A 21,482-nucleotide genomic window follows, 5' to 3' on the forward strand; every position below is an offset into this window, starting at 1 on the left:
CGCAACGGAGTTAGTTAGATGGCACACAAGAAAGCTGGCGGCTCGTCGCGCAACGGTCGCGACTCGCATTCCAAGCGTCTGGGCGTGAAGAAGTTCGGCGGCGAAGCCGTCATCCCGGGCAACATCATCATTCGTCAACGCGGCACGACCTGGCATCCCGGCGTCAATGTCGGCATGGGCACGGACCATACCCTTTTTGCGCTCGAATCCGGCGCCGTGACGTTCAACAAAAAAGCCAACGGCCGAACCTACGTATCGGTCAACCCGATTACCAAAGCCGCGGAGTAGCCGGTTCCGCTCTAGAACACCGGCGCCCATCTCGGGACCGGTGTCTGGCAACGCCAGGAAAAGGATCAGGGGAGATGGGTTTCCATCTCCCTTTTTTCTTGCCTGGAGGACTTTGAAATGGTTGCCGAAGCGGAAGACTCAGAAGACGAAAGTTACGCGATAGACTGCCCGGTGCTGGTCACCGAGCGGCTGGTGATGCGGGCGCCGCGCGAGAGCGACATCGCGCAACTGGTCGAGCTTGCCGACAACCGTCATGTCGCCGAAATGCTGGCGCGCATGCCGCACCCCTATGGCGAGGCCGAGGCGCGCGCTTTCCTGGCCATGACAAGGTCGCGCCGCTCCGGCATCGCCTATGCCTTGACGCTGGCCGGCACCGACGCGTTTGTCGGCTGCGCCGGGCTCAACACCACCGATCGCGGGCTGGAGCTCGGCTACTGGATCGGCGAACCCTACTGGAAGCGCGGCTATGCGACGGAGGCCGCCCACGCGCTGGTCGACCTCGCCTTCCAGAAGACGTCGGTCCAGGTGCTGCATGCCTCGACGCGGGTCATCAATCCGGCCTCGCGCCGGGTGATCCACAAGTGCGGCTTCCAGTACGCCGGCCAGGGCATGCTGAACTCGATCGTCGCCGGCCAGGTGCCGGTCGAGCGCTACAGGCTGGATCGCAAGACGTGGATCAGCCTGCGCAACTGGGTCCACTTTTGATGGATGGCGCCGGTCAAGCCAATGGTCGATGACAGCAACGATATTGAAACGATCGCGATCGCGCCGATAACGCCTGGTCACATCGAAAGCTTTCATCGCGCGCTTGATCTCGTTGCGCGTGAGCGGAAGTACCTGTCCTTCCTCGAGGCGCCACCGCTGGATCAAGTCAGGCGATTCGTATTGGACCGTCTCGCGGCAGGCGATCCAGGTTTCGTCGCCATTGTTCGCGGCGGGGTTGTCGGTTGGTGCGATATCTCACGCCATGACCGGCTCATCCACGCCCATCGCGGCTCCCTCGGAATGGGAATTGTTGCCTCCCATCGCGGGCGTGGCCTCGGACTGCGGCTTATCAATGAGACCTTGGCGCAGGCACGCAAGGCCGGCTTTGTCCGCGTCGAGCTGTCCGTGCATGCCGACAATGCCCGCGCCATCGCTCTTTACGACAAGGTCGGGTTTGTCAGGGAGGGTGTGCAGCGCGACGCTATCCGTATCGACGGGCAATACGGCGATACGATCATGATGGCGATCGTCGAACGCGAAAACGCAGCCGGATGAACAGCCGTCAGCCCAGTTCGGCCCACACCGGCAGATGGTCCGAACCGGTTGCCTTGTGGTCGACCCACAGGCGCTGCAACGACCGGGCAAGCGAGGCGCTCGTGAAGACGTAGTCGATACGCTTGTGGCGGCTGGTGTTTGCCGGGTCCTTGGGGTCGACCCAACTGACGAGATCGTCGCCAGTGACGTTCAGGCGCACGGCGGCATCGACGGCGAAATCGGCGGTCAGCGGCATGCCGAACTGGTGGTCCGACCGGCCGGCCAGTTCGACATATTCGGGCGAGCCGGCCAGCATGTTGAAATCGCCCATGGCGACAAACGCCTCGGGGTGCGGCAATTCCGGCAGGCCGATCTCGGCGACGCCGGACAGCGCGCCGCCTTCGAGCGCATAGTTCAACAGGCGGCGGCGCAGGAACTGGATCTGGCTGGCGCGTTCGACCGGGCTGCGGTGATCGAGATGGATGGAATAGAAGCGGATGAAGCCAAGCGGCGTCTCGATCAGTGCTTCCAGCGCGCCGCGCTGGAAGTTCATCATCTCGAAGCTGCGGCTGCGCGGCAAAAGCAGATTGCGCGACAGATGAATGGGCGACTTCGACAGCATCATGTTGCCGAGCTGGAAGGTGGTGGTGATGGCGCGGCCGTTCTCGATGCGCGAGCCGATATTGGCCTCGAAATTGCTGCCATAGACGGCGAAATAATCGGGCAGCGCTTCGCCGATCTCGGCGACCATGTCGCGTCCACCGTTCCTCGGATTGTTGCGGGTGACCTCCTGCAGCGCGATCACGTCGGCGCCGCGCACCGCGTCGGCAATGCGCGCGACGTCGTATTGCCCATCAAGCCCAATGCCGTATTGGATGTTATAGGTTACAAGCTTCATAGCAAGATTTCTCCGGCCGACCCCAAGCGGCCATTGTCACAAAACGGCCTCGCCCTTGGCCGCGCCTTGGTTTAGAGCAAGGCCCAAGGTTTAGAGCAATGCCGCAAGGCCAATAAAAGAAACTGCAATCCCATGAAATTTCTCGATCAAGCCAAGGTCTATGTCCGCTCGGGTGACGGAGGCGCCGGTTCGGTGTCGTTCCGGCGCGAGAAGTTTATCGAGTTCGGTGGGCCGGATGGCGGCGACGGCGGGCGTGGCGGCGATGTCTGGCTGGAAGCGGTGGATGGGTTGAACACGCTGATCGATTATCGCTACCAGCAGCATTTCAAGGCCAAGACCGGCGTCCATGGCATGGGCCGCAACATGACCGGCGCCAAGGGCGCCGACGTCACGCTGAAAGTGCCGGCCGGAACCCAGGTGTTCGAGGAAGACAATGAGACGCTGATCTGCGACCTCACCGTGGTCGGCCAGCGCTTCCTGCTCGCCAAGGGCGGCAATGGCGGCTTCGGCAACCAGCATTTCAAGACCTCGACCAACCAGGCGCCGCGCCGCGCCAATCCCGGCCTTCCCGGCGAGGAGCTCAACATCTGGCTGCGGCTGAAGCTGATCGCCGATGCCGGGCTGGTCGGGCTGCCCAATGCCGGCAAGTCGACATTTCTCGCCGCTGTCACCGCCGCCAAGCCGAAGATCGCCGACTATCCGTTCACGACACTGCATCCCGGCCTCGGCGTTGCCCGCATCGATGCGCGCGAATTCGTCATCGCCGATATTCCGGGCCTTATCGAAGGCGCGCATGAGGGCGTCGGCATCGGCGACCGCTTCCTCGGCCACGTCGAGCGCACACGCGTGCTGCTGCACCTGGTCTCGGCGCAGGAGGAAAATCCGGGCAAGGCCTACAAGACCGTGCGCGCCGAGCTCGATGCCTATGGCAATGGGTTGGTCGAGAAGGTCGAGATACTGGCACTTTCGCAGGTCGATACGCTCGATGCCGATGAACGCAAGAAGAAGGTCGCCTCGCTGAAGCGCGCGGCCGGCCGCGCGCCGATGCTTCTGTCCGCCGTCACCGGCGAAGGGGTCGAGGCCGTGCTGCGGGCACTGATGACGGTGATTGCCGAGGCGCGCGCGGAGGCCGCGCCCGTGGTCGAGACGCGCTGGGAAAAGTAAGGCCATGCAGTCGCTGAAGAAATACCGGCGCATCACCGTCAAGATCGGCTCGGCGCTGCTCGTCGACCGCGCGAGCGGCCTGAAGCGCGACTGGCTGGACTCGCTCGCCGACGACATCGCGGTGCTTGCCCAGGGCGGCGCCGAAATCCTCGTCGTCTCCTCCGGCGCCATCGCGCTTGGCCGCACCATTCTTGGCCTCGGCAAGCGGGCGCTGAAGCTCGAGGAGAGCCAGGCGGCTGCCGCCGTCGGACAGATTGCGCTGGCCGGCGCCTGGTCGGATGCGCTCGGCAAGGGTGCGCTGAAATCGGGCCAGATCCTGCTGACGCTTGGCGATACCGAGGAGCGACGCCGCTATCTCAATGCGCGCGCGACGATCTCGACGCTGCTCAAGATGAAGGCGGTGCCGGTCATCAACGAGAACGACACGGTCGCCACCTCCGAAATCCGCTATGGCGACAATGACCGGCTGGCCGCGCGGGTGGCGACGATGATGGGCGCCGATCTTCTGGTGCTGCTGTCCGACATTGACGGGCTCTACACGGCGCCGCCGGCCAAGGATCCAGGAGCAAAATTCATTCCGGTGGTCGACCGCATCACGCCTGATATCGAGGCGATGGCGGGGGCGGCCGCCTCCGAGCTGTCGCGCGGCGGCATGCGGACAAAACTCGATGCCGGCAAGATCGCCACCGCCGCCGGCACGGCGATGATCATCACCTCGGGCACGCGGCTGTCGCCATTGATGGCGATCGAGCGCGGCGAGCGCGCCACCTTCTTCAAGCCGAGCGCCAATCCGGTGAAAGGCTACAAGACCTGGATCGCCGGCCAGCTCGAACCGGCCGGCCGGCTGACCGTCGATGCCGGCGCTGTCGGCGCGCTGACATCGGGCAAATCGCTGCTGCCGGCCGGCGTCAAGCTGGTCAGCGGCAATTTCTCGCGCGGCGATACGGTGGCGATCCTGTCGCCCGAGGGCCGCGAGATCGCGCGCGGGCTGGTTGCCTATGATGCCGCCGATGCCGTAAGGATCGCAGGCCTGAAGACGGCCGAGATCGAAACCGTGCTCGGTTACGAAGCGCGTTCGGCGATGATCCACCGCGACGATCTCGTGGTGAGTCACTCTGGAGGCGACATAAGCGGAGGATGAGCCATGCTGAAGCTGCATGAAAAATCCGGAGACGACACCGTGGCGCTGATGGCCGATATCGGCCGCCGTGCTCGCGCCGCTGCCCGACCGCTGGCCATCGCCGCCACTGCCGCCAAGAATGGCGCGCTTGTCGCCATGGCCGACGCGATCATTTCCCGTGAGCAGGACATCCTCGACGCCAATGCCATCGATGTGTCTAATGGCCACGAGTCCGGGCTTTCCGGCTCCTTCATGGACCGACTGAAGCTCAATCCGGCGCGCATCCGCGCCATGGCTGACGGCATCCGTGAAATCGCCGAACTCAAGGATCCGGTCGGCGATGTCATCGCTGCCTGGGAGCGGCCGAACGGTCTGCAGATCGAGCGCGTGCGCACGCCGCTCGGTGTCGTCGGCGTCATCTATGAGAGCCGGCCCAACGTCACCGCCGATGCCGGTGCGCTCTGCCTCAAGGCCGGCAATCCGGTGATCCTGCGCGGCGGTTCGGACTCGCTCAATTCGTCCGCCGCCATCCATGCCTGCCTGGTCGAGGGGCTGAAGGCCGCCGGCTTGCCGGAAGACGCCATCCAACTGGTGCCGACCACCGACCGCGCCGCCGTCGGCGAGATGCTCAAGGGCCTCGGCGGCACGCTCGACGTCATCATCCCGCGCGGCGGCAAGAGCCTGGTCGGGCGGGTGCAGAGCGAAGCGCGGGTGCCGGTCTTTGCCCATCTCGAAGGCATCTGCCATCTCTATATCGACGGGTCGGCCAATCTCGACATGGCGGTGAAGATCGCCGTCAACGCCAAGATGCGGCGCACCGGGGTCTGCGGTGCCGCCGAGACGCTGCTGGTCGACCGTGCGGTGGTATCAACCCATCTGGTGCCGATCCTCGATGCTTTGCGCGCCGCCGGCTGCGAGATCCATGCCGATGCCGAGGTGCTGAAGGTGTTTTTCGACGCCAAGCCGGCGACCGATGCCGACTGGGTGACGGAATATCTCGACGCCATCATCGCGGTGAAGCTGGTCGACGGCATCGGTGGTGCGATCGAGCACATCGAGACGTTTTCATCGCATCATACCGAGGCGATCATCGCCGAGGATGCGAAGGCGGTGGAGCGGTTCTTCAACGAGATCGATTCGGCGATCCTGCTGCACAATGCCTCGACGCAATTCGCCGATGGCGGCGAGTTCGGCATGGGCGCCGAGATCGGCATCGCCACCGGCAAGATGCATGCGCGCGGGCCGGTCGGCGTCGAGCAGCTGACCTCGTTCAAATACCGCGTGCGCGGGTCGGGACAGGTGAGGCCTTGACGCTTTTTGTCGCTAGAGCCTGAGGCGATGCTGGCATCTTCCGAACCGGCGGTCCCCTCCCGTTACCTGAAGATGCCTCATGCCGAAAAAGGGCTGACGGTCGGCCTGTTCGGTGGCTCGTTCAACCCGCCGCATGCTGGCCATGCGCTGGTCGCCGAAATTGCACTGCGGCGCCTGGCGCTCGACCAGCTGTGGTGGATGGTGACGCCGGGCAATCCGCTGAAGAGCACGCGCGAGTTGGCGCCGCTGACTGAACGGCTGCAGCTGTCGGAGAAGATCGCCAGGAACCCGAAGATCAAGGTCACCGCCTTCGAGGCGGCGCATCATGTGCGCTACACCGCCGACACGCTGGCTTTGGTCAAGGCGCGCAACCCCGGCGTGGAGTTCGTCTGGATCATGGGGGCGGACAGTTTGCGCGACTTCCACCGCTGGCAGCGCTGGCGCGAGATCGTGCTGACCTTCCCGATCGCGGTCATCGACCGGCCGGGCGCGACGCTGTCGTTCCTGTCGTCGGTCGTCGCCAAGACCTTCGATTATGCCCGCATCGACGAAGGCGACGCGCCGCTGCTTGCCCGCATGCAGGCGCCGGCCTGGACTTTCATCCACGGCCCGCGCTCGTCGCTGTCGTCGAGCGCGATCCGGAAGATGGCGAAGGGGTAAGCTTCTCCGCTAAGGGAAGCGCCAGCGTTTCAGCCGTCCGGCCATGTCGTTTTTACAGCGGCGCGTGCCCAGCCGATCGGCGATGCTGACCTGAAATGGCAATTCAAACCAAAACCCAACCTACGATCGAGCCGGAGCATGGCAGCGCGGCGACGCCGCTGATCGCGATTGCCAGCGTCATCGTGTCGATGGCGCTGATCGCCATCGGCAACGGGCTGATGTTCGCCTACATCCCGGTCCGGCTTGGTGTCGAAGGCTTCGATCCGACCTGGGCCGGGCTGATCGTCACCGGGCTTTCGGCCGGCGGCCTTGCCGGCTGTATCCTCACCGGACCACTGGTGCGCCGGGTCGGCCACGCCCGCGCCTTCATGGTGCTGTCGGCGCTGATCGCGCTTTCCAACGCGGCCATCGGCGCCGGGCCGCATCCCCTATTGTGGATCGGCGCGCGCGCCCTTTACGGTTTTGCCATATGCGGCCTGTTCATCGTCGCGCAGAGCTGGCTCAACGACGCGCTCCCCAATGCCATACGCGGGCGGGTTATGGCGGTATTCTACGTCTCCTACGTTGCCGGGTTGGGTGTCGGCTATGCGACACTTGCGATCGTCGACATCCACACCGCCGCAGCCTCTCTGATCGGCATCACCTTTACGGCCTTGTCGATCCTGCCCGTCGGCATGACCCGCCTTGCTCAGCCGCCAGCGCCGCAGGCGGCTTCTGTCGCGTTGCGGCAAGCATGGCGCATTTCGCCTGTTGGGGTCGCCGGTATGCTGGCGGTCGGTGGCTTGTCGATGATCATCTCGGGCTTTGCGCCCATACACGCCACCGCCAAGGGCTACACGCAAGGTGACGTCGCGCTGCTTCTGTCGGCGATGCCGGTTGGAACGCTGATCCTGCAGATCCCTCTTGGCTGGATTTCGGACCGCACGGATCGGCGCTTCGTGCTCGCCGGCGCCGCGATGCTGGCGATTGTCGCCAGCGTGCTTGCCATCGTGTTCGACGGCGGTGCGCTGATGGTCCTGGTGGTGATCTACCTGATCTGGGACGGTGCGGCGGAATCGATCTATTCCCTCTCAAGCGCACATGCCGCTGACCGCGCCAAGAAGGATGAGCTTCTCGCCCTGTCGAGTTCGATGCTGTTTGCCTGGTCGCTGGCCGGCTTCGTTGTGCCGGGCATCGTCACGGCGCTTTCGGTGGTTTTCGGCACCGCGACGTTCATCTATGTCGGGATCATCATCGCCGCGCTGTTTTGCCTGTTCGTGCTATGGCGGGTAATAGCGGCTCGGCCGGTCCCGGCAACCGCTACGGGCAGTTTCACGCCGATGTCGGCGCAGGCGCCCTTGCCCGTCGAACTCGCCTTCACCACCGACGAACCGCAAGGCCGGGTCAAGGACTGAAGTCCTTTTTTTCGCGGTCTGGGCTGAATTGCCCTACTGCTTGCGGGCCTCGGTCACCGGCGCTTCCGGTGGCGGTAGCGGGATGGAGATGCCCGCGCTGTCGAAAGCCTGCTTGGCGCGTTTCGTCATGTCGATGTTCGTGGAGAAGTAGTCGGCGGCCGCGGTCCAATAGCGCAGGGTGAGCGAAACGGTCGTGTCGCCGAGGCTGGCCACGAAGGCGATCGGCGCTGGTTCGCGACGAATGCGATTCTCGGCAGCGGCAATGGCAAGCAGTGTCTTCTGCGCGCCGTCGATGTCGTTCCACGAGCCGATGCTCAAGCTGATGTCGGCGCGGCGCACGCCATTGCGCGAAAAGTTGCGCACCGGCTGGTTCCACAGCGTCGAATTGGGCGCCAGGATGTAGACGCCGTCGGCGGTCCTGAGCCTGGTGGCGAACAGGCCGATTTCCTCGATCGAGCCTGATATGACGCCGACCTCGACGGATTCGCCGATGCGGAACGGCCGCAGCGCCAGCAGCATGATGCCGGCGGCGATGTTCTGCAGCGTGCCTTGCAGCGCCAGGCCAATGGCAAGACCGATGGCGCCGATCGCGGCGATGATCGAGGCGGTCTGCACGCCGAACTGGCCGAGCACCATGATGACGACGAGGATCAGGATGGCGTAGCGGACGATCTTGGAAAAGAAATGCCGCAGCGTCGCATCAAAACCATGGATATGGCCGAGGCCGGCGAAGATCGAACGCTCGGCGAGGCCGGCGACGAGGTAGCCGACAACCAGCAGGATGATCGCGCCGATAGCCGAGAAGGAATAGGAGACGATCAACGTGCTGAGCTGTGCCAGGCCGGCCTGGACGGTGAGAAGGGTGTTTTGCGGGTCGATCGGCATGGCTGGATTCCGGTTGGTCGGTCAGCCGATAACCCATGCCAGACGCCCGGGTTCCGATCTTTTTGCCCGCCATGTGGAACAAGTGGGCAACCGGCGAGTTCGCGTGAGTTGGGACTGCGTCTTGAAACTGTCAGGGAACTCTGCCTATCTAAGTGGTGTCACCTGCTTTTGGGGGTGATTTGGTTGTTCTTGCTGCGAAAGGAAATACACTGAGAACAGCACTGCGGAAGAAGGCCGACATCATGCCTTCGCCGGCCGGGATCAGCGTAGACGACGCCGTGTCCCGCGCCATCAAGACAGTCCTTGCCAGTCTGGAAGACTCCAAGGCCGAAAATATTGTCTCAATCGACATTCAGGGGAAATCGAGCCTCGGCGACTACATGGTCGTCGCGTCGGGTCGATCGCACCGTCATGTCTCGGCTGTCGCCGACCATCTCCTCAAGGCGCTCAAGGATGCCGGCCTCGGCACGGCGCGCGTCGAGGGGCTGTCCGGCGCCGACTGGGTCCTGATCGATTCGGGCGATATCATCGTCCATGTCTTCCGCCCCGAAGTCCGCGAATTCTACAATCTCGAAAAGATGTGGCAGGCGCCGGATCTCGAGGAAGAGACCCTCCACTAAGCCCTTCACGGGGTTTATAGAGGCGGGATGAAGATTTCAGTTCATGCCGTGGGCCGAATGAAAGCCGGCCCCGAGCGGGAGTTGGCCGACCGCTATTTCGAGCGCTTCGCCAAGAGCGGGCCAGCGGTCGGGCTCGAATTCGCCGGGATCACCGAGATCGCCGAGGGCCGCGCGCAGAGCGCCGCCGAGCGCCAGCGCGACGAGAGTTCGAGACTGCAGGCGCAGCTGCAGCCGGGCACGGCGCTGATCCTGCTCGATGAGCGCGGCAAGAGCCTTTCCTCGCAGGATCTCGCCAACCGTATTGGACAGTTGCGCGACGGTGGGCGCAAGGCGCTGGTGCTGGCCGTCGGCGGCGCCGACGGCCACGATCCGTCGCTGCGCGACCAGGCCGACCTGGTGCTGTCGTTCGGTGCGCTGACCTGGCCGCATCAGCTGGTGCGGGTGATGCTGGGCGAGCAGCTCTACAGGGTGGCGACAATCCTTTCCGGCCACCCCTATCATCGCTCGTGAGCCTGCCGCTACAGTTGCCGGCAGCGTGATTCGTCGCCCATTGCCCGGATTTCCGCCCCAATGCCGCGCAAGATGGAAAATCTCTGGTTTTTAGGCGTGCCGTTTTCCCAAAAAGGGGACCACTTTTGGGCAACATGCAGTCGGAGACGGGCTCCCAAACATGGTTGATGATTCGTTAACGAAGCCGCGGATAGTATAGATCGCGAATGTCTGAAGGCTGGAAATCGACACTGGGCTCAACAGCGGGCTCATCAACCGGGCGCTTAGGGCGCGCGCGCTGCGGCATCGCGGCGGTGGCGGTGCTTTTGTCGTTGCATGCCACCCGGGCCGAGAACACGCTCGACATGGCGCCCGATCCGGACCAGAGCCGCGCTGAATACGAACAGGTCTCCAAGGAAATAACGCTGTCGTCGGAACGGCTGGCCAAGCTCGCCGCCGATATCGCCGCGGTCAAGAAGGACCATGCCTCGATCACCGCGGCGCTGATCCAGTCGGCGATGACCGAGCAGAAGCTTGGCCAGGACATCGAGGACATCGGTGCCAAGTTGGAAGGGCTGAAGGGCCAGCAGCAGAAGATCCGCGCCTCGCTTGTGGCGCGGCGCGACGTGCTGGCCGAAGTGCTGGGCGCGCTGCAGCGCATGGGTCTCAACCCGCCACCGGCGATCCTGGTCAAGCCGGAGGATGCGCTGTCGTCGGTGCGCAGCGCCATCCTGCTCGGCGCCGTGGTGCCGGAATTGCGCCAACAGACCGACAGCCTGCTGGCCGACCTCAAGGAGCAGACCCGGGTGACGGCCTCGATCGAGGCCGAGCGGGCGCGGCTGACGGAGGCCGTCGGCGAGCAGGTGGCGGAAAAGAAGCGGCTCGGCATGCTGCTGGAAGCCAAGCAGAAGCTCGAGGCCGATACGCAGGCGCAAATGGCGGCCGAACAGCAGCGTTCAGAGCAACTGGCGGCCAAGGCCTCCAGCCTGAAGGACCTGATTGCCTCGCTCGAAGCGCAGGCCGACAGGGCCCGCAAGGCCGCGGATGCCGCCAAGGCAGCCGCCGCCGCTCAGCCGGGTGACGATCAGACGGGTGGTGACAAAACGGCATCGCTGGCAGCACTGCCGGTCCCCGAAGGCAATCGGCTCACCGCGGCTGCTCCCTTTTCGGCGCTGCAGGGGCAGATCGCGCTGCCGGTCACCGGCCGCATCAAGCGTCGCTTCGGCGCCGATGACGGTAACGGCGCGGTGATGCTTGGAGACATGCTTGCGACACAATCGGGAGCCATCGTTACCGCGCCGGCGGATGGGAATGTGCTTTATGCGGGGCCGTTTCGCTCCTATGGTCAACTCTTGATCCTCAATGCCGGCGACGGTTATCATGTCGTTCTGGCGGGGATGAGCAGAATCAGCGTCGTGACCGGCCAGTCGGTGCTCGCAGGAGAGCCGGTCGGCGCGATGGGAGAGGCCCGGGTGGCAAGCACCTCGGTTTCGAAGAATGGAAATGCCACGCCGGAACTTTATGTCGAGTTCCGCAAGGATGGAAAACCCGTCGATCCGGCCCCATGGTGGGCGGACCGTTTTTCTGGAAGGACGTGAAATGATGCGGAAACTGTCGCTTCTGTTTGCCGGTGCGCTGATGGGCGCCTCCGCCATGAGCCTTGTCTATGGTGCTCCTGGCTCGTCGGCGAACGCTGCGGGATCGGAGACCTACAAGCAGCTGGCGATCTTCGGCGACATCTTCGAGCGGGTGCGGGCACAATATGTCACGCCGCCCGACGACAAGTCGCTGGTCGAGAACGCCATCAACGGCATGCTTTCGTCGCTTGACCCGCACTCCTCCTACATGAACGCCGAACAGGCGCAGGACATGCGCGTGCAGACCAAGGGCGAATTCGGCGGCCTCGGCATCGAGGTCACCATGGAGAACGACCTGGTCAAGGTGATCACGCCGATCGACGACACGCCTGCCGCCAAGGCTGGTGTGCTGGCCGGTGACTACATCGCCAAGATCGACGGCGAAGAGGTTCGCGGCCTGACGCTCAACGACGCGGTCGACAAGATGCGCGGCCTGGTCAACACGCCGATCAAGCTCACCATCCTGCGCCAGGGTGCCGACAAGCCGATCGAGCTGACGGTGGTGCGCGACATCATCAAGGTCAAGGCGGTCAAGTTCCGGGTCGAGAAAGACATCGGTTACATGAAGATCACCTCCTTCACCGAAAAGACCTATGACGACCTCGAGAGCGCCATCGACACCATCAAGAAGCAGGTGCCGGACGACAAGCTCAAGGGCTATGTGCTCGACCTGCGCCTCAATCCGGGCGGTCTGCTCGACCAGGCGGTGAGCGTGTCCGACGCCTTCCTCAAGCGCGGCGAGATCGTCTCGACGCGCGGCCGCGATCCGAAGGACGTCACCCGCTTCGACGCCAAGCCGAAGCAGGTCGACGACGTCAACGGCAAGCCGATAATCGTGCTCGTCAATGGCGGCTCTGCCAGCGCCTCCGAAATCGTCGCCGGCGCGCTGCAGGATCTGCGCCGCGTCACGGTGGTCGGCACGCAGTCCTTCGGCAAGGGTTCGGTGCAGACCATCATTCCGCTCGGCGAGAATGGCGCGCTCAGGCTGACGACGGCGCTCTATTACACGCCGTCGGGCAAGTCGATCCAGGGCAAGGGCATCACGCCCGACATCAAGGTCGACCAGCCGCTGCCGCCGGAACTGCAGGGCAGGGATTTGACGCGCGGCGAGTCCGACCTCAAGGGCCACATCAAGGGCGCCGACGAGAGCTCGACCGGCTCGGGCTCGGCAGCCTATGTGCCGCCGGATCCGAAGGACGATCTGCAGCTCATCTTCGCCGAGCAGCTGCTGCGCGGCGAGAAGACCGACCCGGCCTTCCCACCCAATCCGGAAAAGGCCGTGCTCAACCAGTAACGGCTTGGCTGGCCCAGCTCTGGCCGGCTGAACGAAGCAATGCGATGCTGCCGGGACCGAAAGGTTCCGGCAGTTTGATTCGGCGAGGCAAGACAAGGCCTCCAGATACGATGCCAGTGGCGCGCCAGAGTTGATGAATTCGCGCATGTCGCCGAAGGGGCGCCTTCGGAATCATGTGCTCCGGGGACAGGGCTTGGCTGATATCGGCAAGGACATCGAACGCCCGCTGGGACAGGCCGTCCGGGCGCCGCGCGCTACCGGCAAGGTCAGTGCGGGCGTGATCGTGCCGACAATTGTCGTGCTGGCGGTGGTCGGCGCCTCGGCCGCGATAGCCCTCAGGGAAAAGCCATTTCGCAAGCCGCAAGAGGTCGCCGTTTCGACGCCGAAGGTGACGGCGGCGGCCGAGCCCGCTGCCGCGCCATCCGCCTTGGCCCCTGTCGCGGCGCCAAAGGTTGAAACGCCAACCAAGACCGGTGGTCCGCAGATCATCCATGTGCAGAAGGAGGAGGGCGATGGTCCTCCGCAGGCGGCGATCATCATCCGTGATCCATCGACCGTCGGGCAGAACCTGAAGATCGCGCATCTTCCCGACAAGGCGCTGATCGAAACCAGCGACACCGGACCCTTGCCGATGCGCTCCGCCGATGGCAGGCGGCCCTTCGATGTCTATGCGCGGCCGTGGTCCGGCGCGCGCGGTGCGCGGGTGGCAATCGTCATCGGCGGGCTTGCCGTGTCGCAGACCGGCACCCAGGCGGCGATTGCCATGTTGCCGGCGGAAGTGACGCTGGCCTTTGCCCCGCAAGGCAACAGCATCGGCCGCTGGATGCAGGCCGCCCGGCAGGGCGGCCACGAGATCGTCATGCAGGTGCCGCTCGAACCGTTCGACTATCCCAATGTCAACCCCGGCCGCAACACGCTGACCGTGGCGGCGAGCGCCGAGGAGAATCTCAAGAATCTGCACTGGGTGCTGTCGCGGACGACGAACTATACCGGCGTCATGAACTATATGGGCGCACGCTTTTCCGCCGACACGGCGGCGATGGAGCCGTTCATGGCCGAACTCGGCAAACGGGGTCTCGCCTATATCGACGATGGTTCGTCGGCGCGCAGCCTGGCGCCCGACCTGGCGCTGAAGGACGGCGTGCCCTTCGTCGCCGGCGATACGGCGATCGACGCGGTGCAGGATCGCGGCGCCATCCTGAAGAAACTGGACAGTCTCGAAGCTACCGCGCGGGCCAAGGGCTCTGCCGTCGGCATCGGCTCGGCCTTCGACCTGACGGTCGACACCGTGTCGTCCTGGATTGCCGAGGCCAAGAAGCGCGGCATCGAGATCGTGCCGATTTCAGCAGTGGCGATCGATCCGCAAAAAGGCTAGCCACGCCTGGCCGTGAACCCCTCGGAGCACAGATAATGGCGAAGACGAAAAAGGTCGACCGCGAAACGCTGCCCTACCGCCCCTGTGTCGGGTTGATGATCCTCAATGGCGAGGGCCTGGTCTGGGTCGGGCATCGTATCGCCGAACCCGACAGCGAATTCGCCGGCACGACGCAGCTCTGGCAGATGCCGCAAGGCGGCATCGACAAGGGCGAGGAACCGTTGCAGGCGGCGGAGCGCGAGCTCTATGAGGAGACCGGCATGCAGAGCGTCTCGCTGCTCACCGAGGCGCCGGACTGGATCAACTACGACCTGCCGGATCATCTCGTCGGCATTGCCTTCAAGGGCCGCTATCGCGGCCAGACGCAGAAATGGTTCGCCTTCCGCTTTCATGGCGATGTGAGCGAAATCCAGATCAATCCGCCGCCGGGAGGCCATACCGCCGAATTCGACAAATGGTCGTGGCGGCCGATGCAGGACCTGCCCGACCTGATCGTGCCGTTCAAGCGCAAGGTCTACGAAGAGGTGGTGGCGGCGTTCAGCCATCTGGCGCGGTAGCGGCGCGTCGCGGTTGCCGCGCCGGTGCGGGGATCGTATTGATGGCCGATGCAATGAGGGTCGCCATGAACGACACCGTCAACCGGAATGCCGCGAAAACCGTCACCGATTGGCCGGTCAGCGAAGTGGCGGCTGGCGCCATCCTGACCATCGATCTCAGCGTCATCCGTGAAAACTACCGGCGGCTGAAGGCGCGGTTGGGCGGCGTGCGTTGCGCCGGCGTGGTCAAGGCCAATGGCTACGGCCTCGGCGCGGCCCAGGTGGCAGCAGCGCTGGCCCGGGAAGGCTGCGACATCTTCTTCGTCGCGCTGCTGGCTGAAGGCATCGCGTTGCGCAAGGCGATCGGTACCGGACCAGACATCTACGTGCTGAACGGGCTGCCGCCGGGCTCCGAGCCGGAAGCGGTGGCGGCTGGGCTTTGCGCGGCCATCAACAGTGGCGCGCAGTTGCAAGCCTGGCGCACGGTGGCACACGACGCCGGGCGCCGGCTGCCGGCCGCGCTCCAGGTCGACAGCGGCATGTCGCGGCTCGGCATGGCGCCAGCCGAAGTCGAGGCACTGGCCGGGGATAGCAGCGCGTTCGACGGCATCGACATCAGATATGTGATGAGCCACCTGGCCTGCGCCGACGAGCCGCATCATCCGGCCAATGAACAGCAGCGACTGGCGTTTGAGCGGCTGCGCGCCATGCTGCCCCGGGCGCCTGCCTCGCTTGCCAATTCTTCCGGCATCTTTCTCGGGCCGTCCTATCATTACGATCTCGCCCGCCCCGGTGCGGCGCTTTACGGCATCAACCCGACGCCCGGCGAACCCAATCCGATGCTGCCCGTGGTGCGGCTGCAGGCCAAGGTGGCGCAGACGCGCCGCGTCGAAAAGGGCACCGGCATCGGCTATGGCCACACCTATCACGCGGACGGTCCGCTGAGCCTGGCGACGATTTCGTTTGGCTATGCGGATGGCTGGCTGCGCCGCTCCGCTTCGGCGGCCTGGTTCGAAGGACTGCGTCTGCCTTTCCTCGGGCGCGTGTCGATGGATTCGATCATTCTCGACATTTCCGCTCTGCCGCCCGGCAGGCTGCGCGAGGGCGATCTGGTCGAGCTGCTTGGCCCCTCGCAGAGCGTCGACGATGCCGCCGGCCATGCCGGCACCATCGGCTATGAAATCCTGGCCAGTCTCGGTCCGCGCTTTTATCGCCATTATGTCGGCGGTTGAGCGGTTTGGCCGCGCTTGACAAGCGGGCGCCTGTCGGCAAGGTTCGGAGCATGAGCAACCTCGCTTATACCAGAACCTTGTTCAGGGTCTGCCCGATCGCGGGATCGTAGCCCCGGCGCGGCCGCCTTCCGGCGTCCGTCCTTATCGGGGCATCCATACATCCACCATCGCCATCAAGTCGTGCAGCTTTTCGCGGCTGCCGGCTTTTCATCACGCCGCCGTCAGCGCGGTGGCAAGCGCGCATTCGTTCGATGCGCCGATCCATGAGGTTTGCCATGCAACATGCAATCGGACTGCGACCAAGCAGCCAGATTTTGATCAGTGATACCGACCACGGCAGGTTGACCAGCCTGGCGAGGGCCTTGCTCGATCGCACCCCCGAGACGGCCGAGGAGCTGCTTTCGGAAATGGACCGGGCCGTCATCACGGACGCGGCGGCGATGCCGGCCGGCGTGGTGCGTATGGGTTCGATCGTGACGGTCCGTGCCGACGGCGGGGAGACCCAGCGCATCATGCTGGTCTATCCCGGCGAAGCCGACATTGCCGAAAACAGGATTTCGGTGCTGACGCCGATGGGAACGGCGCTTATCGGCGCGACCATCGGGCAGGCGGTGTGCTGGAGCAGCCGTGGCGGCCGGGAACTGTCGGTGACCGTTGAAGCCGTCGATACGCCGCCCTCCGGCCCGCAACGGCCTTGATCGTGGAGGCGATGATGACGAGCACGAATTGCTGCCTGACGACGAAGGACTTCGCAGTCCTCGAAGTCATGCTGGCGCGCCGGCAGGCATTCGCGGATCCGATCGCGCGTATGCTCGAACACAAGCTTTCAAGCGCCGATGTCGTTCCGCTTGATTCGGTCGAGCCCGATATTGTGACGCTCAATAGCAGAGTGGTGTTCAGCATTGATGCCGGTCAGACCGAGACGCGCACCCTGGTGCAGAACGAGGTGCGCGGACCGGTCGGCTCCAGCCTGTCGGTGGCGACGAGGCGCGGGCTCTGCATGCTAGGCATGGCGCAGGGCGAAACGGCTTTGATCGAGCACGCCGATGGCCGACGGGAGTCGATCCTGATCAAGGCCGTGCTTTACCAGCCGGAGGCTGCCCGGCGCGCGGTCAGGCAGAAGGACCGGGCCGATCGGCGACGACCGCACGGGCTTACTCTCGTCTACAGCGCCGCAGACGATTGGCGGCCTCTTGGCGAGACGGCCGGAATGCGGCAGACAGAAGACGACGACCCCGGTCCCTCGGCGGCGTGAATGGGCCACAGCGCATGGTTCTCGAAAATCGGCATCGATTTTCATTTGGGATCATGCGCAAATCGAGAAATGCGGTCGCGTCCACGGGCGTCCTGAGGATGCGCGGCGCGGCAAGGAGTGAACGATGAAGATCATGGTGCTGGGCGGCGGCGTCATCGGGGTGACCACGGCCTATTATCTTGCCGAGGCTGGCCACGAGGTGACGGTGCTCGACCGCCAGAAGGGCCCGGCGCTGGAAACCAGCTTCGCCAATGCCGGCGAGATTTCACCCGGCTATGCATCGCCCTGGGCCGGACCCGGCATTCCGCTGAAGGCGATCAAATGGCTGTTGATGAAGCATGGCCCGCTGGTGGTGCGGCCGGCCTTCGACCCGCATATGTGGACCTGGCTGGTCAAGATGCTGCGCAACTGCACGGCCGAGCGCTATGCGATCAACAAGTCGCGGATGGTGCCGCTGGCCGAATACAGCCGCGACACGCTGAAGGCGCTGCGCGAGGCGACCGGCATCACCTATGACGAGCGCACCCAGGGCACGCTGCAGCTGTTTCGCACGCAAAAGCAGCTCGACGGCACCGGCGGCGATGTCGAGGTGCTGAAGAAATATGGCGTGCCCTACGAGATCCTCGATCAGGATGGCTGCATCGCGGCGGAGCCGGCGCTGGCCGGTGTGCGCGAGAAGTTCGTCGGCGGGCTCAGGCTGCCGCATGACGAAACCGGTGACTGCAAGATGTTCACCGAGAAACTGGCCGAGCTCTGTGTCGCGCGTGGCGTCACGTTCGAATACGACACGACGATCTGGCGCGTTATCCGCAGCCGCAACCGCATTGCCAATCTCAGCACCAGCAAGGGTTTCAAGGCCTCCGAAGCCTATGTGATGGCGCTGGGCAGCTACTCGGCGGGCTTCATGCGCAGGATGAAACGGTCGATCCCGGTCTATCCGGTCAAAGGCTATTCGATCACCGTGCCGATCAAGGATGCAGCCCTGGCGCCGGTGTCGACCGTGATGGACGAGACCTACAAGGTGGCAATCACACGGCTCGGCGACCGCATCCGCGTCGGCGGCACGGCCGAGATTTCCGGCTTCGACCTCAGGCTGCATGAATCACGGCGCCGCACGCTCGAACATTCGGTCGGCGATCTCTTTGCGGGCGCCGGCGCCATGCGCGAGGCGACCTTCTGGTGCGGGCTGCGGCCGATGACGCCGGATGGCCCGCCACTGATCGGCCGCACCGAGCTTTCCAATCTCTTCCTCAACACCGGCCATGGTACGCTCGGCTGGACCATGGCCTGCGGCTCGGCCAAGGTGCTGGCTGACATCATGTCCAACAAGGTGCCCGACATCGATGCCCGTGCCCTCGCGCAGGAGCGCTACCTGAAATAGGCACAGGGCGAGAAGATCAGAACGCCTGCCTGACCCAGGCCTCATCGAACAGCAACCGATAGGCCCACGGGATCGTCACCTTGGTGGAAACCGGGTTCGAGTGGGCGAGATAGTCGTCATAGATCGGCTTCATCCTGATGTAGAAGGCGGGATCGAGCACCATCATGCCGTTCTCTGAATCGTGGAAGAAGCTGCGGTTGTTGAGGTTGACCGAGGAGATGGCGACCAGCCTTTCGTCGATCATCATGATCTTGGAATGCAGCACCACGTCGGGCGCCTTGAACTCGCGGATGTTGATGCGGTCGCCATATTTCTCGACGAACAGCTTGTTGAGCGCGGTGAGGAATTTGCCGCCGATATCGCCCTTGAGATCGATGCGGCCGACAATGTCGATCTTGACGCCACGGGCAAGCGCCCGGTCAACGGCCTGGGCGAGGCTCGGCGTCAAATTAAGGTAGGGGTTGACGATCTGGATGTGGTGTTGAGCGGCATCGACCAGCTCGACGAAATAGGCCTCCAGCGCATGGTCGTCTTCATAGGGCACCGAAATGAAATGCCGGGCATTGCCTTGGGGGCCATCACCGCGAACCGGGATGGAGAAGGGGCGCGCCAGATTGGTGTCGGCGTCGCGCAACCATATCGTCGACAGATGCGCGGCGAGCGTCTCGACCGTGGCGCTGTCGGCGAACTCGATGTCGAAGTCGCTCCAGTTCGAATAGTAGTTCAGCGAAAGCCCGTCGGTCTTGCCGTATTGCTGCAGGTCCGGATAGCGTGACAGGTCGATCGGCTGATGGAACAGGAAGCCATCATGGATGTTGCGGCCGCCGATGATGACGCGCGAGCGCGCGGGATCCTCAGCCAGCGTCGCCAGCATCTTGATATGATGGGTCTTGTGCAATTGTGAAATCTGCTCGTCGATCGGCGCGCCATGGTCGGCGCGCCAGCGGTACTCCTGCAATTCGACATTGGGGAATTCAGCCGCCAGCCGGTGCAGCATGGCGTCGTCCTTCTCGCGCTCCAGCACGTCGGTGACCATGATGCGCACCTTGGTGCCAAGGGCTGCATGATGACGGATCAGCCGTTCCATGATGCAGCCTGAAAAGTCGGCCTTGAATTCGAGCGAGGACAGATAGATCAGCTTCAGCCTTGGCGCCCTGGAGAAATCGAGCGGCAGATCGGGGTCGCCTTTGTCTATTGCCGCATCGGACAGAGGCGCGCCCATCAGCGCCTCGACCTTGGCGTTGAAGCCGTCGCGCGACTTGCGCAGCAGCTTGGGCGCGCCGATCGGCAGGGCGCAGGTCTGCGACAGCCAGCGGCTGGCATAGAAGGCGCGTTCAAGCGCGTCGAGGCCGGCGCTGTCGGGGACCGGGCAACGCTCGTAGCGGCTGTCGAAGCTGGCGAGCGAGGGATCGGCGGCCTCTTCGCGCCGGATCGTAAGCGGCGCGCCGGCCGAAGCAAGGCTGGAGCGGATCCTTGCCGTGCAGCGGTTCAGGCTGTCGCTTGGAAACAGGCTGACTGCGTCGTCCTCGCCAGACAGGCGGAACCGAAATGCCGCGCCGGCGGCGATGGTGCGCGAGGCGCCGGCGTCGCGGATCGCCAACGCGCCGTCGCAGGTGGCCTCGATGTCGGCAGGCTGCTCGCCGACCTGGCGCACGACGATCTCGGTGCTGCGTGCCTGCAGGCCGGAGAAATCGAAAGTCTTGGGGGCTGTGGGCCGCGCCGCCGCATCGATGTAAAGCGTCTGCCGCGACACCCGCCAGCGTCCGTCGAACTGGCCCTCGCCGCTGCCGCCACTGGCGGGCGGCAGAAGCGCCCTGGCGACCGGTCCGGCCAGTTGCTGCAGCGTCGAATAGGTCGCCTGGAAGTCACTGTTCTGCACGTCGCGCCGGTTGCGCCCGAATGGGCCGGTGCCGTTGGCGCGGTCCATGGCGCCGAGCTGATTATGGGCAAGCAGCGCCAGGAATCGTCTTTCGTAGTCACTGGCGCCGGCATCGCCGAAAAACTGCGACGCCGCGACCTGCGGCCCGGGCGTGCCGGCCGACAGGGAAGGCCGCGCGCAGGCTTCCTGTCCCGGCAGGAGGTCGCAGGCATTGCGGCCTGTGCCGGTACAACCGGCAAGGGCGGCCAGCCCGATTAGGGCAAGGATGATGGATGCGCTGCGGTTCAACCGGCGGCTCCGGCCTTCATCGCGCTCAACTGTGCCGGGTCGCGCGGCGGCATGAAGCCCTGTGGAAACACCTTGCAGACGGGAATGGCGAAGGTAGCGATCAGCAATTCTGCCTCGCCGCGCATCTTGCGTGGCGCCGTCTTGTCGTCGCGAATTGCCCTGGCGGAGGTGATAAGCGCGCCGTCGCAGTCGCAATGATTGTGGCGGGCGATGTAGCAGGCGTCATGGACCTGGCATACGGCGTCGAGGCGGTCGACCGGCCGGGCCGACAGATCGCCGGTGCGGGTGCCGGGGCCGCAATAATTGCCAATGACGAAAGGCGAGGGGCGCGCCATGGCGTAGCGGATCGGCTTGGGCAATTCGGCTTCCGGCACCTTGGCCCAAGGGTTGGCGCAGGCCGAGACGAAAAGCAGCGGCAGGATGGCAAGAACGGCTCGCATGTTTATCCGCGCCAGCTTTCTGAACGATTTCCCCACCCGGCGGCCTTGCCTCGTGGCCGGCGACCGCACGCCTGATGCCACACTGGCCGGTTTTGTG

Annotated in this window: 22 protein-coding genes; 18 read left to right on the forward strand and 4 right to left on the reverse strand. The window is 64.5% G+C overall.

The features are described 5' to 3' along the window. Window positions 1-18: 18 nt before the first annotated feature. The 3 genes from rpmA to JN279_RS06490 all read left to right on the forward strand — a co-directional run bounded on the left by rpmA (window position 19) and on the right by JN279_RS06490 (window position 1,548). Window positions 19-288, forward strand: a complete 270-nt coding sequence (gene rpmA / locus JN279_RS06480) for a 50S ribosomal protein L27 (protein ID WP_010912120.1) — start codon at window positions 19-21, stop codon at window positions 286-288. A gap of 117 nt (window positions 289-405) precedes the next feature. After that, window positions 406-993: a GNAT family N-acetyltransferase gene (locus JN279_RS06485; protein ID WP_202352341.1), complete on the forward strand. Its 588-nt coding sequence runs from the start codon at window positions 406-408 to the stop codon at window positions 991-993. Between the two features lie 21 nt (window positions 994-1,014). After that, window positions 1,015-1,548, forward strand: a complete 534-nt coding sequence (locus JN279_RS06490) for a GNAT family N-acetyltransferase (RefSeq protein WP_202352342.1) — start codon at window positions 1,015-1,017, stop codon at window positions 1,546-1,548. Window positions 1,549-1,555: 7 nt separating this feature from the next. Here the strand turns inward: JN279_RS06490 and JN279_RS06495 are convergent, their stop codons facing one another. Next, window positions 1,556-2,425, reverse strand: coding sequence for an endonuclease/exonuclease/phosphatase family protein (locus JN279_RS06495; protein ID WP_202352343.1), 870 nt, complete (start codon window positions 2,423-2,425; stop codon window positions 1,556-1,558). A 132-nt stretch (window positions 2,426-2,557) separates the two neighbouring features. On the opposite strand from JN279_RS06495, the gene obgE reads away from it, so the two are divergent. The 5 genes from obgE to JN279_RS06520 all read left to right on the forward strand — a co-directional run bounded on the left by obgE (window position 2,558) and on the right by JN279_RS06520 (window position 8,074). Further along, window positions 2,558-3,589, forward strand: coding sequence for a GTPase ObgE (gene obgE, locus JN279_RS06500; protein WP_096451344.1), 1,032 nt, complete (start codon window positions 2,558-2,560; stop codon window positions 3,587-3,589). 4 nt (window positions 3,590-3,593) lie between these two features. Continuing rightward, window positions 3,594-4,730 carry a glutamate 5-kinase gene (proB, locus tag JN279_RS06505; RefSeq protein ID WP_202352344.1) on the forward strand — a complete coding sequence of 379 codons (1,137 nt, stop codon included), beginning with the start codon at window positions 3,594-3,596 and terminating at the stop codon, window positions 4,728-4,730. Between the two features lie 3 nt (window positions 4,731-4,733). Then, the gene (locus tag JN279_RS06510; RefSeq protein WP_202352345.1) at window positions 4,734-6,020 is read left to right on the forward strand and encodes a glutamate-5-semialdehyde dehydrogenase; all 1,287 of its coding nucleotides are present in this window, start codon (window positions 4,734-4,736) and stop codon (window positions 6,018-6,020) included. Between the two features lie 72 nt (window positions 6,021-6,092). Continuing rightward, entirely contained in the window at window positions 6,093-6,680 is a 588-nt protein-coding gene (locus JN279_RS06515; protein WP_096458100.1) for a nicotinate-nucleotide adenylyltransferase, read from the forward strand. 95 nt (window positions 6,681-6,775) lie between these two features. Beyond that, window positions 6,776-8,074 carry an MFS transporter gene (locus tag JN279_RS06520; protein ID WP_202352346.1) on the forward strand — a complete coding sequence of 433 codons (1,299 nt, stop codon included), beginning with the start codon at window positions 6,776-6,778 and terminating at the stop codon, window positions 8,072-8,074. Window positions 8,075-8,107: 33 nt separating this feature from the next. On the opposite strand, the gene JN279_RS06525 is transcribed toward JN279_RS06520, so the two are convergent. Continuing rightward, window positions 8,108-8,959, reverse strand: coding sequence for a mechanosensitive ion channel family protein (locus JN279_RS06525; protein ID WP_096451336.1), 852 nt, complete (start codon window positions 8,957-8,959; stop codon window positions 8,108-8,110). Between the two features lie 242 nt (window positions 8,960-9,201). Here JN279_RS06525 and rsfS point away from each other — a divergent pair, with 242 nt between their 5' ends. The 10 genes from rsfS to JN279_RS06575 all read left to right on the forward strand — a co-directional run bounded on the left by rsfS (window position 9,202) and on the right by JN279_RS06575 (window position 18,778). Beyond that, window positions 9,202-9,579 carry a ribosome silencing factor gene (rsfS, locus tag JN279_RS06530; RefSeq protein WP_023766075.1) on the forward strand — a complete coding sequence of 126 codons (378 nt, stop codon included), beginning with the start codon at window positions 9,202-9,204 and terminating at the stop codon, window positions 9,577-9,579. A 27-nt stretch (window positions 9,580-9,606) separates the two neighbouring features. Next, window positions 9,607-10,089, forward strand: a complete 483-nt coding sequence (gene rlmH / locus JN279_RS06535) for a 23S rRNA (pseudouridine(1915)-N(3))-methyltransferase RlmH (protein WP_096451334.1) — start codon at window positions 9,607-9,609, stop codon at window positions 10,087-10,089. Window positions 10,090-10,295: 206 nt separating this feature from the next. Then, the gene (locus tag JN279_RS06540; protein WP_096451332.1) at window positions 10,296-11,666 is read left to right on the forward strand and encodes a murein hydrolase activator EnvC family protein; all 1,371 of its coding nucleotides are present in this window, start codon (window positions 10,296-10,298) and stop codon (window positions 11,664-11,666) included. Window position 11,667: 1 nt separating this feature from the next. Further along, a complete protein-coding gene (locus JN279_RS06545; protein WP_202352347.1) occupies window positions 11,668-12,999 on the forward strand; it encodes a S41 family peptidase in 1,332 nt (443 codons plus the stop codon). A gap of 193 nt (window positions 13,000-13,192) precedes the next feature. Continuing rightward, complete coding sequence (locus JN279_RS06550; RefSeq protein WP_202352348.1) at window positions 13,193-14,374, forward strand: divergent polysaccharide deacetylase family protein; 1,182 nt, start codon at window positions 13,193-13,195, stop codon at window positions 14,372-14,374. A gap of 35 nt (window positions 14,375-14,409) precedes the next feature. After that, complete coding sequence (locus tag JN279_RS06555; protein WP_096451330.1) at window positions 14,410-14,931, forward strand: RNA pyrophosphohydrolase; 522 nt, start codon at window positions 14,410-14,412, stop codon at window positions 14,929-14,931. Between the two features lie 65 nt (window positions 14,932-14,996). Continuing rightward, a complete protein-coding gene (gene alr, locus JN279_RS06560; protein ID WP_202353659.1) occupies window positions 14,997-16,142 on the forward strand; it encodes an alanine racemase in 1,146 nt (381 codons plus the stop codon). A 275-nt stretch (window positions 16,143-16,417) separates the two neighbouring features. Beyond that, entirely contained in the window at window positions 16,418-16,840 is a 423-nt protein-coding gene (rnk, locus tag JN279_RS06565; protein ID WP_096458089.1) for a nucleoside diphosphate kinase regulator, read from the forward strand. 11 nt (window positions 16,841-16,851) lie between these two features. Continuing rightward, window positions 16,852-17,397, forward strand: coding sequence for a nucleoside-diphosphate kinase (locus JN279_RS06570; protein ID WP_244734430.1), 546 nt, complete (start codon window positions 16,852-16,854; stop codon window positions 17,395-17,397). Between the two features lie 124 nt (window positions 17,398-17,521). Further along, window positions 17,522-18,778, forward strand: a complete 1,257-nt coding sequence (locus JN279_RS06575; protein ID WP_095201080.1) for a D-amino acid dehydrogenase — start codon at window positions 17,522-17,524, stop codon at window positions 18,776-18,778. 16 nt (window positions 18,779-18,794) lie between these two features. Here the strand turns inward: JN279_RS06575 and JN279_RS06580 are convergent, their stop codons facing one another. Continuing rightward, on the reverse strand, window positions 18,795-20,945 hold the full coding sequence (locus JN279_RS06580) for a phospholipase D-like domain-containing protein (RefSeq protein WP_096451328.1): 2,151 nt from the start codon (window positions 20,943-20,945) through the stop codon (window positions 18,795-18,797). Beyond that, window positions 20,942-21,385 (reverse strand): hypothetical protein, encoded by a 444-nt coding sequence (locus JN279_RS06585; RefSeq protein ID WP_096458084.1) that lies wholly within the window; start codon window positions 21,383-21,385, stop codon window positions 20,942-20,944. Before JN279_RS06585 ends, JN279_RS06580 begins: the two co-directional genes overlap by 4 nt. Window positions 21,386-21,482 lie beyond the last annotated feature (97 nt).

Origin of the sequence: Mesorhizobium sp. 113-1-2 (assembly GCF_016756475.1) — a bacterium.
GTDB classification, from domain to species: Bacteria; Pseudomonadota; Alphaproteobacteria; order Rhizobiales; family Rhizobiaceae; genus Mesorhizobium; species Mesorhizobium loti_C.

Coding starts and splice junctions, on each gene's coding strand:
- rnk (WP_096458089.1), top strand. CDS start 16,418: ATGCAACATGCAATCGGACTGCGACCAAGCAGCCAGATTTTGATCAGT.
- JN279_RS06515 (WP_096458100.1), top strand. CDS start 6,093: ATGCCTCATGCCGAAAAAGGGCTGACGGTCGGCCTGTTCGGTGGCTCG.
- rpmA (WP_010912120.1), top strand. CDS start 19: ATGGCACACAAGAAAGCTGGCGGCTCGTCGCGCAACGGTCGCGACTCG.
- JN279_RS06555 (WP_096451330.1), top strand. CDS start 14,410: ATGGCGAAGACGAAAAAGGTCGACCGCGAAACGCTGCCCTACCGCCCC.
- JN279_RS06490 (WP_202352342.1), top strand. CDS start 1,015: ATGGTCGATGACAGCAACGATATTGAAACGATCGCGATCGCGCCGATA.
- JN279_RS06540 (WP_096451332.1), top strand. CDS start 10,296: ATGTCTGAAGGCTGGAAATCGACACTGGGCTCAACAGCGGGCTCATCA.
- JN279_RS06570 (WP_244734430.1), top strand. CDS start 16,852: ATGATGACGAGCACGAATTGCTGCCTGACGACGAAGGACTTCGCAGTC.
- JN279_RS06510 (WP_202352345.1), top strand. CDS start 4,734: ATGCTGAAGCTGCATGAAAAATCCGGAGACGACACCGTGGCGCTGATG.
- JN279_RS06525 (WP_096451336.1), bottom strand. CDS start 8,959: ATGCCGATCGACCCGCAAAACACCCTTCTCACCGTCCAGGCCGGCCTG.
- JN279_RS06495 (WP_202352343.1), bottom strand. CDS start 2,425: ATGAAGCTTGTAACCTATAACATCCAATACGGCATTGGGCTTGATGGG.
- proB (WP_202352344.1), top strand. CDS start 3,594: ATGCAGTCGCTGAAGAAATACCGGCGCATCACCGTCAAGATCGGCTCG.
- JN279_RS06485 (WP_202352341.1), top strand. CDS start 406: ATGGTTGCCGAAGCGGAAGACTCAGAAGACGAAAGTTACGCGATAGAC.
- JN279_RS06545 (WP_202352347.1), top strand. CDS start 11,668: ATGATGCGGAAACTGTCGCTTCTGTTTGCCGGTGCGCTGATGGGCGCC.
- JN279_RS06585 (WP_096458084.1), bottom strand. CDS start 21,385: ATGCGAGCCGTTCTTGCCATCCTGCCGCTGCTTTTCGTCTCGGCCTGC.
- rlmH (WP_096451334.1), top strand. CDS start 9,607: ATGAAGATTTCAGTTCATGCCGTGGGCCGAATGAAAGCCGGCCCCGAG.
- alr (WP_202353659.1), top strand. CDS start 14,997: ATGAACGACACCGTCAACCGGAATGCCGCGAAAACCGTCACCGATTGG.
- rsfS (WP_023766075.1), top strand. CDS start 9,202: ATGCCTTCGCCGGCCGGGATCAGCGTAGACGACGCCGTGTCCCGCGCC.
- JN279_RS06520 (WP_202352346.1), top strand. CDS start 6,776: ATGGCAATTCAAACCAAAACCCAACCTACGATCGAGCCGGAGCATGGC.
- obgE (WP_096451344.1), top strand. CDS start 2,558: ATGAAATTTCTCGATCAAGCCAAGGTCTATGTCCGCTCGGGTGACGGA.
- JN279_RS06575 (WP_095201080.1), top strand. CDS start 17,522: ATGAAGATCATGGTGCTGGGCGGCGGCGTCATCGGGGTGACCACGGCC.